Raw genomic sequence first — 14,408 nt, 5'->3', positions numbered from 1 at the left:
GGCCCGCACCGATCGGTGCGGGCCCTTCTGCCGCGGAGGATGGGGGATTCGAACCCCCGAGGGCGTGAACCCAACACGCTTTCCAAGCGTGCGCCATAGGCCGCTAGGCGAATCCTCCTGGAGCGCAGCCGGCATCGAGCGCCAGCAGCCTCAGCAGGATAGCGGACACCCGGGGGTCCGTCCGAATCGCGGGGGCGTGACGGTGGTCTCCGTGCGGCGGCGCGCCCGGTGCCGTCCTCGGCCGGTTTCGGGACGGTGCCGGTTTCAGGACGGGGCGGGGTCTCGGTTAGGCTGTCGGGCAGACCCCTCGTGCGGCACCATCTCGCCGAACTCCCCCAGGGCCGGAAGGCAGCAAGGGTAAGTGAGCTCTGGTGGGTGTGCGGGGGGTCCTTACTTTTCCGGTCGCCCGCTGCCCGTGGTGACGGCCCGATCCGCCCCTCGCGAGGACGCGAGAGTGCCGCGGGTCACACAATCCACGATGCGGACACAAATTCGTCCGGTCCGTGAGATTTCTGCCTGGCGGGCTTGGTGGTGGGCCGCCGCGGATGGTCACCTTGACGGCATGCCCCGCATCGCTCCCGCAGCATCCTCGACCGCGCGCTCCTGCCGTCGCGGCGAGATGTGCTGCCGCGCGACCGTCGCGGGCCGAATGTGCGTGCTCGACTGACGACCCCTCGGAATCGCGCCTGACGACGCCCGCCGTCGTCGCCCCGCCCCGGCCGTGCCGGGACCCCCGCACCTCGCCGCCTCGAGCTGATGGCCGTGGCCGCAGCACCCACCCCGCCTCCTCGGCGCCGACCTGGCGCCTGCCCGGAAGGACTCACCATGTCCCGCAGCACCCGCAACCGTCTCCTCACCGTCACCGCGATCGCCGCGGTCACCACGTTCGCGCTGTCCGCCTGCGGCGGCGGCACCGACACCGCCTCGGGCGACGGCAAGCTCCGCGTCGGCGTCGTCGGCGCCGCCGACGACAAGTGGGCCGCGTTCACCCAGGAGGCGAAGGCCGAGGGCCTCGACGTCGAGCTCGTCGACCTCCAGGACTACACGCAGGCCAACCCGTCGCTCTCGCAGGGCCAGCTCGACGCGAACCAGTTCCAGCACCTGCAGTTCCTCGCCGGCTACAACGTCGACGCCGACGACGACCTGACGCCGATCGGCGCGACCGCCGTCTACCCGCTGGGCCTGTACTCGTCGAAGCACGACTCGCTCGACCAGATCCCCGCCGGCGGCCAGGTCGCCGTGCCGAACGACCCGACCAACCTGGCCCGCGCGCTCCTCGTGCTCCAGGAGGCCGGTCTCATCGAGCTGAAGGACGGCGGCAGCGCCGTCTCCACCGAGGCCGACGTGCTGCCCAGCTCCAAGGTGAAGGTGACGCCGGTCGCTGCCGAGCAGACCCCGATCCAGCTGCAGTCCGTGGACGCGTCGATCGTCAACAACGACTTCCTCGAGGACTCCGGCCTCTCCGCGGACGACGCCCTCTTCCAGGACGACCCGGACTCCGCCGCCGCGGAGCCCTACATCAACGTGTGGGTGGCCCGCGCCGAGGACAAGGACGACCCCGACCTGCTGAAGCTCGCGGAGATCTCGCACTCCGACGCCGTCGTCGCGGCCGAGAAGAAGCAGTCGGGCGGCACCGCCGTCATCAAGAAGAACACCCCCGAGGAGCTGCAGAAGATCCTCACGGGCCTCGAGGACGACATCCGCGCCGCCTCCTGACCCGCCGACGGCCGGGGCGCACGGGCGGCCAGCCCGCGCGCCCCGGCCGTCGTACTGGGCACGATGGACGGTGCTGGGCACGAGCCACGGCACGACCGGTCGAGCGGACGACGCGCCGACCAGTGAGGACGAACAGGTGAGCGACAACACGGCCGGCCCCGCCCGCGGGACGCCGGCGATCGAGCTGCGCGGGGTGTCGAAGACGTTCGGCGACGGCGACCGCGCCGTGCACGCCGTGGACGACGTGTCACTCACCGTGCAGGCCGGCGAGATCTTCGGCGTCATCGGGTACTCCGGCGCGGGCAAGTCCACGCTGGTGCGCCTCGTCAACGCGCTCGAGACCGTCACCTCCGGGTCGGTGCTCGTCGAGGGCACCGACATCACCGCGCTCCCCGAGCGGAAGCTGCGGGGCGTCCGCGCCCGCATCGGCATGATCTTCCAGCAGTTCAACCTGCTGACCTCGCGCACCGTCGCGGGCAACGTCGCCTACCCGCTCAAGGTGGCGCGCTGGCCCAAGGAGGAGCGGGCGGCGCGCGTCGCCGAGCTGCTGGAGTTCGTCGGGCTCGCCGACAAGGCCAAGGCCTACCCGCGCCAGCTCTCCGGCGGCCAGAAGCAGCGCGTCGGCATCGCCCGCGCGCTCGCGACGTCGCCGACCATCCTCCTCGCCGACGAGTCCACGTCGGCGCTCGACCCCGAGACCACCCGCGACGTCCTCGCGCTGCTGCGCCGCGTCAACGCCGAGCTCGGCATCACCATCGTCGTCATCACGCACGAGATGGAGGTGGTGCGCTCCATCTGCCACCGCGTGGCCGTCATGGAGCACGGCAAGGTCGTGGAGGTGGGCGACGTCTACGACGTCTTCTCGGCCCCGCGCGCCGACGCCGCCCAGCGGTTCGTCGGGACCGCCATGCACGACCGCCCGTCGCCCGCGGCCCTCGCCCGCCTGCGCGAGCGCCACCCCGGCCGCCTCGTCACCGTCGGCGTCCGCGAGGGCGCGAGCACCGGCACCGACCTGTTTCGCCTGCTGCGCGAGCACGAGGTGGACGGCGCCGTCGTCTTCGGCGGCATCAGCGAGGTCGGGGAGCGGCCGTTCGGCTCGCTCACCGTCGAGCTCGTCGCCCCCGCCGACCGCCTCGCGGCCTTCCTCGCCGCGCTGCGCACGCAGGCCGACGTCGTCGACCTCGGCACCGCCGCGAACCCCGTCGACGACCCGCGCGCCGTCCGCGCCGACCGCGACCCGCAGGGCAAGCGCCCGGAACCCGGCGACGACCTCGGCGACCCGTACGCCGCCGCCCGTGACGACGTCCTTCGTGGCGGCAACCTGCGCAACTTCGGAGGCGCCTGATGAACAAGGACTGGTCCACCCTGTGGCCCCTCCTGTGGGAGGCGTTCGGCCAGACGCTGCAGATGGTGAGCATCGCGCTGCTCACCGGCGGCCTCGCCGGCCTGGCCCTGGGGCTCGCGCTCTACGTGACCCGGCCGGGCAACCTCATGGCCAACAAGGCGGTGTTCGGCGTCCTCAACGTGGTCGTCAACATCGTGCGGCCGATCCCGTTCATCATCTTCGTCACGCTGCTCGGGCCGGTGACGCTCCAGGTCGTGGGCACGACGCTGGGCACGGAGGCGTTCATCTTCCCGCTGTCGGTGATGACGGCGTTCGGCACGTCGCGCATCGTCGAGCAGAACCTGGTGGGGATCGACCCGGGCGTGGTCGAGGCCGCACGGGCGATGGGGGCGTCCTCCTGGCGGATCATCACCACGGTGCTGGTCCCGGAGGCGCTCGCGCCGCTGATACTCGGCTACACGTTCCTGTTCATCGCCGTGCTCGACATGTCCGCCATCGCCGGGCTCATCGGTGGTGGCGGCCTGGGTGACTTCGCGCTGCGGTACGGCTACCAGCGCTACAACTGGATGGTCGTGTTCGTCACCGTCGCCGTGATCATCGTCATCGTCCAGGTGGTGCAGTGGCTGGGGAACCTGCTGGCGCGCAAGGTGCTGCACCGCTGAGCAGCGGCCTCGTCGGTGTCGGCCGCGGCGTCTAGGGTTGGCCGGGTGACGACAGCCCTGTACCGCCGCTACCGGCCCGAGACGTTCGCCGAGGTGATCGGCCAGGAGCACGTCACCGCACCGCTCATGCAGGCCCTGCGCAGCGGGCGCGTCAACCACGCCTACCTCTTCTCCGGGCCCCGCGGCTGCGGCAAGACGACGTCGGCGCGCATCCTGGCGCGCACGCTGAACTGCGCGCGCAACACGCCGGAGAACCCGATCGACACGCCCTGCGGCGAGTGCCCGTCGTGCGTCGAGCTCGGGCGCGGCGGCCCGGGCTCGCTCGACGTCGTCGAGATCGACGCCGCGAGCCACGGCGGTGTCGACGACGCGCGCGACCTGCGCGAGCGCGCCACGTTCGCCCCCGCGCGCGACCGGTACAAGATCTTCATCATCGACGAGGCGCACATGGTCTCGTCCGCCGGCTTCAACGCCCTCCTCAAGATCGTCGAGGAGCCGCCCGAGCACGTGAAGTTCGTCTTCGCGACGACGGAGCCGGACAAGGTCATCGGCACCATCCGCTCGCGCACGCACCACTACCCGTTCCGGCTCGTGCCGCCGGACGTGCTGGGCCCCTACCTGGAGCAGCTCACCGCCGCCGAGGGTGTCGAGCTCGGCGGGGGAGTGGCGCCGCTCGTGACCCGCGCGGGCGGCGGGTCCGTGCGCGACAGCCTGTCCGTGCTCGACCAGCTCATCGCGGGCGCCACCGGCGGCGTCGTCGAGTACGACACCGCGGTCGGCCTGCTCGGGTTCACGCACGCGACCCTGCTCGACGACGTCGTCGACGCCCTCGCCGCGGGCGACGGCGCGTCGATCTTCCGCGTCGTCGACCAGGTGATCGCCACCGGCCACGAGCCGCGGCGCTTCGTGGAGGACGTACTGGAGCGGCTGCGCGACCTGATCGTCATCGCCGTCTCCGGCGACGCGGCGCAGGCGGTACTGCGCGGCCTCCCCGCCGACCAGCTCGAGCGCATGCGTGCGCAGGCCGGCCGCCTCGGCGTGTCCGAGCTGTCGCGCGCGGCCGACCTCGTCAACGTCGCGCTCACGGAGATGACGGGCGCCACGTCGCCCCGCCTGCATCTGGAGCTGCTGTGCGCGCGGCTGCTGCTGCCCGGCGCCGACGACGGCGCGGAGGGCCTCGCGGCCCGCATCGACCGCCTCGAGCGCGGAGTCATCGCCGCGGGCGGCACGCCCTCGCCCGTCGTTCCGCGCGGTGGTGGAGACGCCGCTCCGACGTCCGCGCCGCAGTCGTCGCCCGCGCCTCCGTCGTCCGTGGGCGGGGGAGGCGGACTGAGCGGCGCCGCCGCCGCACGGGCCGCCCTGCAGGCGAGCCGGCGCCCGGTCGCCGAGCCCGACGGCGCAGCCGAGCCCGAGCGCGCCCCCGAGCCCGTGGCGGTCGAGTCCGAGCCCGCGGTCGAGCGTGCGGCGGAGCCCGAGGTCGGGCGTGCGGCGGAACCCGAGCGCACGGTGGAGCCCGAGTCCGCGGCGGTCGAGCCCGGCGAGGACACCCCGCCCGTCGAGCCCGAGCTTGTGGAGACGGAGCCCGTCGACGCATCCTCCCCCGAGCCCGAGCCCGAGCCCGAGCCCGAGCCCGAGCCCGAGCCCGAGCCCGAGCCCGAGCCCGAGCCCGAGCCCGAGCCCGAGCCCGAGCCCGCGCCGTCCGCGCCCGCGAGCGACGTCACGACCGAGGTGGTCCGGCGGCGCTGGCGCGAGGTCCTGGGCGCGATCCAGAGCCCGCAGGCGGCCGCCTTCCTCGGCGCGAACGCCGAGGTGATCACCCTCGAGGGCGACGTGCTGCGCCTCGGGTTCGCGCCGGCCGTCGTCGGGCTGGCTCGCCGCGGACGTCCGGAGACCATCTCGGACGCCGTCTATCAGGCGCTCGGTGTCGCGGTGCGGGTCGAGATCGTCGAGAAGGAGGCCGGGCGGCGTCCCCGGGAGGCGGGCAGCTCCTCGGCCGCGTCCGACCCGGGCGGCGACGCTCCCGAGGATCCCGACGCCGCCGACCGGCCCGACGACGCCGCACCCGGCCAGCGGGTTCCGAGCGGTGGAGGCGGCGGGGCCGACGGCGGCGGACCGGGGGCCGGCTCCCGACCTTCTGCCACCACGTCCGTGGCGAGCGAGCCGCGACCGGACACCGCCGTCGCCGTCCTCGAGCCGCCCGCTCGTCGTCCGGCGCAGGACGACCCGCAGGGCTCCCGGCAGCCCAGGCCCCAGGCGAGTCGGAGCGCGTCGGTCGACGAGGCTGACGCGGCGTGGCTCGCCGGTGTCTCCCTGCGCGAGCCCCCGCCCGACGGTGAGCCCGAGCCGCCGCTCGACGAGCCCGTGGAGGCCACGGTCGCCCGGCCCGTCGTGTCGCCGCGACCCGAGCCCGAGGCGCCGCCGAGCGCGCCGGCCCCGAGCGCGCCGGCCCCGAGCGCGCCGGCCTCGACCGCGCCGGTCTCGAGTGCGACTCCGTCCGCCCCGGCGATGCCGCCCGCGCGCGAGACCCCACGGCAGGCCGCCGAGCGCCGCGTGCGCGAGGCACAGCAGGCCGAGGGCCGGTCGTCGTGGGCGCCGTCCCCCGGCGCGAGCATCGCCGACGACGAGCCGTCCGATGACGACCCCGACATCACCTCCACCGGCGTGGTCGGCGTGCAGCTGGTGGTCAAGATGCTCGACGGCAAGGTCATCGAGGAGATCGCGGAGCAGCCCTGACATGACCGACCCGCAGAGCGCCACCACCACGACGCTGCACATCGTCGCGGCCGTCATCGTGCGCGACGACGGCCGCGCCCTCCTGGTGCGCAAGCGCGGCACCAGCGCGTTCATGCAGGTGGGCGGCAAGATCGAGCCCGGCGAGGATCCGATGGCGGCACTCGTGCGAGAGTGCGCGGAGGAGATCGGCCTCGTCGTCGACCCGCGCGCCGTCCGACCGCTCGGGCGTCGTGCCGCCGTCGCCGCCAACGAGCCCGACCACGTGGTGGACGCGCACGTCTTCGAGGTCGCGCTCCCCGCGGGCTTCGTGGTCGAGACGCGCGCGGAGCTCGAGGAGCACGCCTGGGTCGACCCCGCCGCACCCGTGGCCGGGCACCCGCTGGCGCCGCTGTCGACCGACCTCATGGCCGACGTCGCCACCCGACGATGACGAGCCGACGATGACGAGCCACGATGACGAGCCACGATGACGAGCCGACGTTGACCGGCCCCGTGGACGGCCCGGCGTCGTCCCCGCGCCGGGGCGCGATCCACCACGTCGAGCTGTGGGTGCCGGACCTCGCCCGCGCCGAGCGCTCGTGGGGCTGGCTGCTCGGCGAGCTCGGCTACCGCCCGCACCAGTCGTGGGAGCACGGTCGGTCGTGGCTGCTGGGCGACGCGTACGTCGTCGTCGAGCAGAGCCCGGCCCTCGCCGCGGCCGACCACGACCGCCTCCGCCCGGGCCTCAACCACCTGGCGTTCCACGCCGGCACGGCGGCGCAGCTCGACGCCCTCGTCGACGCCGCGCCCGCGCACGGCTGGGCGCTGCTGTTCGGCGACCGCCACCCGTTCGCCGGCGGGCCCGACCACCGCGCCGCGTACCTCGAGGACGCGGACGGCTTCGAGGTGGAGCTCGTCGCGGGCTGACCTGCCCGGGACGAACTACCTCGCCCGATCTCGGACTACCTCGCGGGGATGTGAACTACCTCGCGGGAAACTGGACTACTTCGCCGGAAACTGGACTACCCCGGCAGGGTGCGGAGGCCGTCCAGCCAGCCGGCGAGGTTGGCGACCGAGTCGGGCATGAACGGCACCTCGTCGAGCATCCGGAGCAGCCGGGCGGGCGCCACCCACGCACCCCAGGCGACCTCCTCGGGCTGCCAGGTCACGGGGCCGTCGTAGGTGCACTCGTAGAGGAACTCGCGCATCCGGGTGTGCTCGTCGGCGTAGTCGGCGACCCCGAGGGACCGCAGCTCCACGCCCGCGACGCCCAGCTCCTCGGCCAGCTCCCGGCGGGCGGAGTCCCGCGGGTCCTCCCCGGCGCGCAGCACGCCTCCCGCACAGAAGTCGTACCGGCCGGGGTACAGGTCCTTGGTGTCGGTGCGGCGGTGCACGTAGACGTCGCCGGCCGGGTTGCGCACCACCACCGCCGTGGCGGCGTGCCGCAGGTTCTCGGCGCGCATCCGGGAGCGCGGAGCGACACCGCAGGGGCGGCCCGCGTCGTCGTACAGGTCCACGAGCTCGTCCTCGACAGGGGGCATGCGGGTCATCCTTCCCGATGGCGCGGCTCACGGCGGCACGTCGGGCGCATGGCGGCAGTTCGAGCTGCCGCGCCGAACCCGAGCTGCCGCGCCGACCGCGTCGCCTGAGCGTGGGCGGCGGCACGTAGGCTGGACCCTCGTGTACGAGGGCGCAGTCCAGGACCTGATCGACGAGCTCGGCCGCCTCCCCGGCGTCGGGCCCAAGAGCGCGCAGCGCATCGCGTTCCACCTGCTCGCGGCCGACACCGCCGACGTGCGCCGCCTCGCGGACGCGCTCATCGAGGTGAAGGCGCGCGTGCAGTTCTGCGAGACGTGCGGCAACGTCGCGGAGTCGGAGCGGTGCCGCATCTGCGCCGACCCGCGCCGCAGCGACGACGTGATCTGCGTCGTCGAGGAGCCCAAGGACGTGGTCGCCATCGAGCGCACCCGCGAGTTCCGCGGGCGGTACCACGTGCTCGGCGGGGCCATCAACCCGATCGAGAACGTCGGCCCCGACGACCTGCGCATCAGCCAGCTCATGACGCGCCTGGCCGACGGCACGGTCACCGAGGTCATCCTCGCCACGGACCCGAACATCGAGGGCGAGGCCACGGCCACGTACCTGTCCCGGCTCATCGCGCCGATGGGCGTCACGGTCTCCCGTCTGGCCAGCGGGCTGCCCGTCGGGGGAGACTTGGAGTACGCGGACGAGGTGACCCTCGGGCGCGCGTTCGAGGGCCGGCGGGTCGTCGGCGGCTGACCAGCCGCGCCGCCCGCAGCGGGCACCGACCGGCACGACCGACGCCGTCGACCACGGCGGAGAGGGGGCAGGACCGTGGGGGAGATCGATCCGGGCTCGGAGTTCCGGGACGTCGCCGAGCAGATGTCCGCGCAGGCGCGCGTGTTCCTGTCCACGACCACGCAGGTGGCGTCGGGCGCGGCGCCGGGCGCCGAGCTCTCCCTGTTGATCCTCGCGACGTCCGACCTGCTCGCCGCCGGCGCGCGGCTGGCGGCGATCGTCGACGTCGTCCCCGCCGAGCGGTGGGAGCCCGACGCGGGCCCCGAGACCGACGTCGACCCGCTGCGCGACGCGCTCGCCCAGATGTTCGACGGCTTCGACGACTACGTCGAGGTGTCCGACCCGGCGCTGAGCGCCGACGTCGCGCCCGCCACGCTGTCGGGCGACCTGGCGTGCGTCGCCGAGGAGATCGCCAAGGGCCTGCAGCACTTCGACGACGGGCACGAGCTCGAGGGCCTGTGGTGGTGGCAGTTCAGCTACCTGTCGTCGTGGGGGGAGCGGGCGTCGTCGGCGCTGCGCGTGCTGCAGGGGGTGCTCGCGCACCTGCGGCTCGACGTCGCGGACGACGTCGCCGCCGAGGCCGAGTACGACGCGCTGCACTCCTGACCGTCGCTGAGCACCCCCGAGCGTCCCTGAGCGCGCGGGCCGCGGCGTGCGAGGATTCCCCGCGTGCCCGACCTCGACACCCTCACCATCGTGCTGCTCGTCCTCGCCGGGCTCACCGCCGGCTGGGTCGACGCCGTGGTGGGCGGCGGCGGCCTGATCCAGCTCCCGGCGCTGCTGCTGGTGCCGGGCATCTCGCCGGTGCAGGCGCTGGCCACCAACAAGCTCGGCTCGATCATGGGCACGTCCACCAGCGCGATCACGTACTACCGGCGCGTGGGCCCGGACCTCACGACGGCGGGCCCTATGGCGCTCGCGGCGCTGGCCGGGGCGTTCGGCGGGGCGGCGCTCGCGAGCCGCATCCCGGCCGAGCTGTTCAAGCCGATCATCCTCGTCGTGCTGATCGGCGTCGCCACCTACACGGTGCTGAAGCCGAAGCTCGGCGCCCACGACAACCTGCGGTGGGAGGGCAACCGGCACCGCTGGACGGCGGCCGGCATCGGGCTGGTCATCGGCGCGTACGACGGGCTGCTCGGCCCCGGCACCGGCACCTTCCTCGTCATCGCGCTGGTGAGCGTGCTGGGCTACGCCTTCCTGCCGGCGACCGCGTTGGCCAAGATCGTCAACTTCGCCACCAACCTCGGCGCGCTGCTGTTCTTCGTGCCGCACGGCGCCGTGCTGTGGGGGCTGGGGCTGATGATCGGCGCCGCCAACCTCGTGGGTGGCTACGTCGGGGCGCGGATGGCCGTGGCGAAGGGCAGCGCGTTCGTCCGCGTCGTGTTCGTTGTCGTGGTGGGCGCGCTCATCGTCAAGCTCGGGTACGACGTCGTCCACGAGTGGACGGCCTGAGGTCGTACGCCGCGGGGCCCGACGGCCCGGTCACGCGTCGAGGGCGTCGACGATCCCGTCGAGGTCCTCGAGCAGGGCGGCCAGCCGCTTCCCCGGGATGCCCGCGACCATGCGGGCCTCGACGGCGTACACGGACGCCTGGGCGGACCGCAGCCGGCGCTCGCCCGCGTCGGTGAGGCGCACCGGGCGGGCCCGGCCGTGGTCGACGACGTCGGGGCGCGTCGTCAGGCCGGCCTCCTGGAGCCCGCGGAGGAGGACGTTCATCGACTGCCGTGTGACGAACGTGGCGCGGGCGAGCTCGGCGTTGGACAGCCCTGGGCGCAGCGCGAGGACCTCGAGGCACGAGTACTGGGGCACGGTGAGGCCGTGCTCGCGGAGCGCCGCGTCGAGGGCGCCGCGCAGCGCGGAGTGCGCCCGCTTGAGGCGGTAGCCGACGTGCTCGGTGACGTCCGAGGCGGGGTGCGGGGGGACCGGCGTCGAGGTCATGTCAACATATTGACACATTGCCGCGCCGGCCGTAACGTCGAAGGTGTCAGCATCCTGACATCGGTGCTGAGAACTCAGGCGACCCGAGATCGACGGAGGAACACCATGTCCACGAACACCCCTACCGTGACCGGCCTCGACTTCCTGGCGCTGCAGGTCCGCGACGTCGCCGCGGCAGCCGCCTTCCTCGAGGAACACCTCGGGCTGCGCCGCACCCCGGCGGCCCCGCCCGGCGCCGTCGTCTTCGCCACCGAGCCCGTCCCGATCGCGGTCCGCGAGCCGCTGCCCGGCACCGACCTCGACGCCGGCCGACCTGGCCTCGGCGTCGCGCTCTGGTTCGCCACGTCCGACGCCTCCGCGCTGCGCGACCGTCTCCTCGCCGCCGGCGTCGAGGTGCTCACCCCCGTCGCCGACACGCCGTTCGGCCCGACGTTCTCCTTCGTCGGGCCCGAGGGGTACGTGCTCACCGCGCACGGCGCGTGAGGTGTTCACGACATGGACCACGCCTTCGGTACGACGCGGCGACCACGTAGCATCGACGGGCAAGCACAAGCCCCGGCGGACCGTTGAGAGAGACGGAGGCCGGCCAGCAGAAGGTTGTGACATGGCACTAGTCGTGCAGAAATACGGCGGCTCGTCCGTCTCCGACGCCCACAGCATCAAGCGCGTGGCGAAGCGGATCGCGGCGACCAAGCGAGCGGGGAACGACGTCGTCGTCGTGGTGAGCGCCATGGGCGACACCACGGACGAGCTCCTCGACCTCGCCGGGCAGATCACCCCGCTGCCCCCGCAGCGCGAGCTCGACATCCTCCTCACCTCGGGTGAGCGCATCTCGATGTCCCTGCTCGCGATGGCGATCACGAACCTCGGGGTGAAGGCGAAGTCCTTCACCGGCCAGCAGGCCGGCCTCATCACCGACGCCGTCCACGGGCGTGCCCGGCTCGTCGACGTCGTCCCGCACCGCGTGCGCGAGACGGTGGAGCGCGGGCAGGTCGCGATCGTCGCGGGCTTCCAGGGCGTGAGCTCGACGAACGACGTGACGACGCTCGGCCGCGGCGGCTCGGACACGACGGCGGTCGCCCTCGCGGCGGGCCTCGACGCCGACGTCTGCGAGATCTACACCGACGTGGACGGCGTGTTCACGGCCGACCCGCGCATCGTCCCGGCCGCGCGGAAGATCGACCGCGTCACCTACGAGGAGATGCTCGAGCTCGCCGCGTCGGGCGCGAAGGTCCTGGCCCTGCGCGCGGTGGAGTACGCGCGCCGCTACGACGTGCCCGTGCACGTGCGCAGCTCGTTCAGCAACACCACCGGCACCCTCGTCACCGGCACGTACGGCGACGCGATCGACCCGAACGCCCCCCAGGGCGACCAGCAGGAGGCAGTGATGGAAGCCCCGATCATCTCCGGCGTCGCGCACGACCGCAGCGAGGCCAAGATCACCGTCGTCGGCGTGCCGGACAAGCCCGGCACCGCCGCGCGCATCTTCGAGGTGGTGGCCGGCGCGGGCGCGAACATCGACATGATCGTGCAGAACGTCTCGGCGGCCCACACCGGCCTCACGGACATCTCGTTCACGCTTCCGCACGCGGACAGCCCCTCCACGCTGGCCGCGCTCAACGCGCTCCAGGAGGAGATCGGGTTCGCGTCGCTGCAGTACGACGACCAGATCGGCAAGCTGTCGCTGGTCGGCGCGGGCATGAAGTCGCACCCGGGCGTCTCGGCGCGGCTGTTCGGCGCGCTGCGCGACGCCGGCATCAACATCGAGATGATCTCGACCTCGGAGATCCGCATCTCGGTGGTGACCCGCGAGGATGCCCTGGACGACGCCGTGCGCGCCATCCACTCGGCGTTCGACCTGGACTCCGCCGACGGCGAGGCCGTCGTCTACGCCGGCTCGGGGCGGTGACGCGCTGATGGCACAGATCAACTCCTCCGGGGTCAACGTCGCGATCGTCGGCGCCACCGGCCAGGTGGGCGGCGTGCTGCGCCGCCTGCTCGCGGAGCGCGCCTTCCCGGTCAAGGAGCTGCGGTTCTTCGCCTCGGCGCGGTCGGCCGGCAGCACCTTGTCGTTCGAGGGCGTGGACGTCGTCGTCGAGGACGTCGCGGCCACGGCCACCGACGACCTCGCGGACGTCGACGTCGCGATCTTCTCGGCCGGTGGCGGCACGTCGCGCGAGCACGCGCCCCGGTTCGCCGAGGCGGGCGCCGTCGTCATCGACAACTCGTCCGCGTGGCGACTCGACCCCGAGGTGCCGCTGGTGGTCTCCGAGGTGAACCCGGAGGCGATCGGCGACGCCGTGAAGGGCATCGTCGCCAACCCGAACTGCACCACGATGGCCGCGATGCCCGTGCTCAAGCCGCTGGCCGACGAGGCCGGGCTGGAGCGGCTGCGCGTCGCGACCTACCAGGCGGTGTCGGGCTCGGGCGTCGGCGGGGTCAAGGAGCTCGCCGACCAGGCGCGCGCGGCCGTCGCCGGAGACCTCGAGGGCCTCGCACACTCGGGCGCCGCCGTGACGTTCCCGGAGCCTGAGAAGTACGTCGCGCCCATCGCGTTCGACGTGCTCCCGCTGGCGGGCAACCTCGTGGACGACGGCTCGGGCGAGACCGACGAGGAGCAGAAGCTCCGCAACGAGTCCCGCAAGATCCTCGGCCTGCCCGACCTCGCCGTGGCCGGCACCTGCGTCCGCGTCCCGGTGTTCTCCGGGCACTCGCTGGCGATCCACGCCGAGTTCGGCGCCGCGATCACCCCCGAGCGGGCGCGCGAGCTGCTGGGCGGCGCGCCGGGTGTGGAGCTCGCGGACGTCCCGACGCCGCTGCAGGCTGCGGGCGCCGACCCGTCGTTCGTCGGCCGCATCCGCACCGACCAGTCCGTGCCCGGGGGCCGCGGCCTCGTGCTGTTCGTGTCCAACGACAACCTGCGCAAGGGCGCGGCGCTCAACGCCGTGCAGATCGCGGAGATCGTCGCGGCGGACCTGGCCGAGCTCGCCGCGCTCGACGACGTCGACGCCGCGGAGGCCGAGACCGCCTGATCCCGGGGCGAAGACGACCCGACCCGCTCGACGCCGAACAGGCGGTTGCGCACGTTCTGGGGGCTCAGAACGTGCGCAACCGCCTGTTCGGCGGAAGCAGCCGGATCCTGGATGCCCGCTGGGGGCGAGGTGCACGGGCCAGTACTCTCCGCGCATGGCCATCTTCGACAAGATCCTCGAGTCCAAGTTCGTGGACCAGTACGGCGCCGACCTCGCGCCGTCGTTCGGCTTCGTGAACTCCTCCGCGTCGGCGGAGGGTGAGCTCGCCGCGACCCCGGAGCAGGTGAACGCGGCCGTGCACGCCGTCATCGCCGCGAACGGGCACCAGCTCGCAGGGGAGAGCGAAGACAAGCGCGCGATCGCCCTGATCACCAAGAAGACGTGGCTGAGCTGGGAGCTCGCCACCGGCATCGACATCACGCCGTCCACGCAGGGCTCGCACGTGGACATCTTCCTCGCGAACATGCCCGGCCGGCCGACGGCGCTGCTCGACGGCAAGAAGAACAAGAAGGTCGCGCAGAAGCTGATCGAGCAGATCCGCGCTGCGCTCTGACCTCAGCGACCCGATCAGGTGACGTAGCGGGGGGGGGGGGGGGGGGTGTGGGGGGGGGTGAAGGTGTTGAAGACGAGCTCCAAAAGTAGGGGGGAGGGGGAGGGGGAGGGTGAGAAGAAGGGAGTGGGGGC

Annotated in this window: 15 protein-coding genes, 1 tRNA gene and 1 other RNA gene; 14 read left to right on the top strand and 3 right to left on the bottom strand. The window is 73.3% G+C overall.

From position 1 onward, the window contains the following. Window positions 1-33: 33 nt before the first annotated feature. Window positions 34-118: transfer RNA gene (locus tag ACWF41_RS15970), tRNA-Ser, on the bottom strand. Window positions 119-298: 180 nt separating this feature from the next. On the opposite strand from ACWF41_RS15970, the gene ffs reads away from it, so the two are divergent. From ffs to ACWF41_RS15935, 7 genes are all read left to right on the top strand, one after another. Beyond that, window positions 299-395: signal recognition particle sRNA small type (gene ffs / locus ACWF41_RS15965), an RNA gene on the top strand. A gap of 430 nt (window positions 396-825) precedes the next feature. Then, window positions 826-1,716, top strand: a complete 891-nt coding sequence (locus ACWF41_RS15960) for a MetQ/NlpA family ABC transporter substrate-binding protein (protein ID WP_380320966.1) — start codon at window positions 826-828, stop codon at window positions 1,714-1,716. Window positions 1,717-1,852: 136 nt separating this feature from the next. After that, window positions 1,853-3,061, top strand: a complete 1,209-nt coding sequence (locus ACWF41_RS15955) for a methionine ABC transporter ATP-binding protein (protein ID WP_380324321.1) — start codon at window positions 1,853-1,855, stop codon at window positions 3,059-3,061. Beyond that, entirely contained in the window at window positions 3,061-3,723 is a 663-nt protein-coding gene (locus ACWF41_RS15950; protein WP_380324324.1) for a methionine ABC transporter permease, read from the top strand. Before ACWF41_RS15955 ends, ACWF41_RS15950 begins: the two co-directional genes overlap by 1 nt. Before the next feature lie 45 nt (window positions 3,724-3,768). Further along, window positions 3,769-6,456, top strand: a complete 2,688-nt coding sequence (locus ACWF41_RS15945) for a DNA polymerase III subunit gamma and tau (protein WP_380324327.1) — start codon at window positions 3,769-3,771, stop codon at window positions 6,454-6,456. A gap of 1 nt (window position 6,457) precedes the next feature. Next, complete coding sequence (locus tag ACWF41_RS15940; protein WP_380324330.1) at window positions 6,458-6,886, top strand: NUDIX hydrolase; 429 nt, start codon at window positions 6,458-6,460, stop codon at window positions 6,884-6,886. Between the two features lie 23 nt (window positions 6,887-6,909). Further along, window positions 6,910-7,362, top strand: coding sequence for a VOC family protein (locus ACWF41_RS15935; RefSeq protein ID WP_380324332.1), 453 nt, complete (start codon window positions 6,910-6,912; stop codon window positions 7,360-7,362). A gap of 95 nt (window positions 7,363-7,457) precedes the next feature. On the opposite strand, the gene ACWF41_RS15930 is transcribed toward ACWF41_RS15935, so the two are convergent. Further along, complete coding sequence (locus ACWF41_RS15930) at window positions 7,458-7,976, bottom strand: NUDIX hydrolase (RefSeq protein ID WP_380324335.1); 519 nt, start codon at window positions 7,974-7,976, stop codon at window positions 7,458-7,460. A gap of 139 nt (window positions 7,977-8,115) precedes the next feature. Here ACWF41_RS15930 and recR point away from each other — a divergent pair, with 139 nt between their 5' ends. The 3 genes from recR (at window position 8,116) to ACWF41_RS15915 (ending at window position 10,206) form a co-directional block, all read left to right on the top strand. Further along, window positions 8,116-8,715: a recombination mediator RecR gene (gene recR, locus ACWF41_RS15925; RefSeq protein WP_380324338.1), complete on the top strand. Its 600-nt coding sequence runs from the start codon at window positions 8,116-8,118 to the stop codon at window positions 8,713-8,715. Between the two features lie 75 nt (window positions 8,716-8,790). Beyond that, window positions 8,791-9,360: a DUF5063 domain-containing protein gene (locus ACWF41_RS15920; protein ID WP_380324341.1), complete on the top strand. Its 570-nt coding sequence runs from the start codon at window positions 8,791-8,793 to the stop codon at window positions 9,358-9,360. A 63-nt stretch (window positions 9,361-9,423) separates the two neighbouring features. After that, on the top strand, window positions 9,424-10,206 hold the full coding sequence (locus tag ACWF41_RS15915) for a TSUP family transporter (RefSeq protein ID WP_380324344.1): 783 nt from the start codon (window positions 9,424-9,426) through the stop codon (window positions 10,204-10,206). 30 nt (window positions 10,207-10,236) lie between these two features. On the opposite strand, the gene ACWF41_RS15910 is transcribed toward ACWF41_RS15915, so the two are convergent. After that, entirely contained in the window at window positions 10,237-10,692 is a 456-nt protein-coding gene (locus ACWF41_RS15910; protein ID WP_380324347.1) for a MarR family winged helix-turn-helix transcriptional regulator, read from the bottom strand. A gap of 105 nt (window positions 10,693-10,797) precedes the next feature. On the opposite strand from ACWF41_RS15910, the gene ACWF41_RS15905 reads away from it, so the two are divergent. The 4 genes from ACWF41_RS15905 (at window position 10,798) to ACWF41_RS15890 (ending at window position 14,277) form a co-directional block, all read left to right on the top strand. Continuing rightward, the gene (locus tag ACWF41_RS15905; protein WP_380324350.1) at window positions 10,798-11,175 is read left to right on the top strand and encodes a VOC family protein; all 378 of its coding nucleotides are present in this window, start codon (window positions 10,798-10,800) and stop codon (window positions 11,173-11,175) included. A 121-nt stretch (window positions 11,176-11,296) separates the two neighbouring features. Further along, window positions 11,297-12,601 (top strand): aspartate kinase, encoded by a 1,305-nt coding sequence (locus ACWF41_RS15900; protein ID WP_380324353.1) that lies wholly within the window; start codon window positions 11,297-11,299, stop codon window positions 12,599-12,601. Between the two features lie 7 nt (window positions 12,602-12,608). Then, entirely contained in the window at window positions 12,609-13,724 is a 1,116-nt protein-coding gene (locus tag ACWF41_RS15895; protein ID WP_380324356.1) for an aspartate-semialdehyde dehydrogenase, read from the top strand. Window positions 13,725-13,878: 154 nt separating this feature from the next. Beyond that, complete coding sequence (locus tag ACWF41_RS15890) at window positions 13,879-14,277, top strand: hypothetical protein (RefSeq protein WP_380346975.1); 399 nt, start codon at window positions 13,879-13,881, stop codon at window positions 14,275-14,277. Window positions 14,278-14,408 lie beyond the last annotated feature (131 nt).

This window comes from Isoptericola sp. NPDC055063, assembly GCF_053608125.1.
The sequence above is the reverse complement of the archived record's forward strand: the minus strand, read 5'-3'. Positions and strand labels throughout refer to the sequence as shown.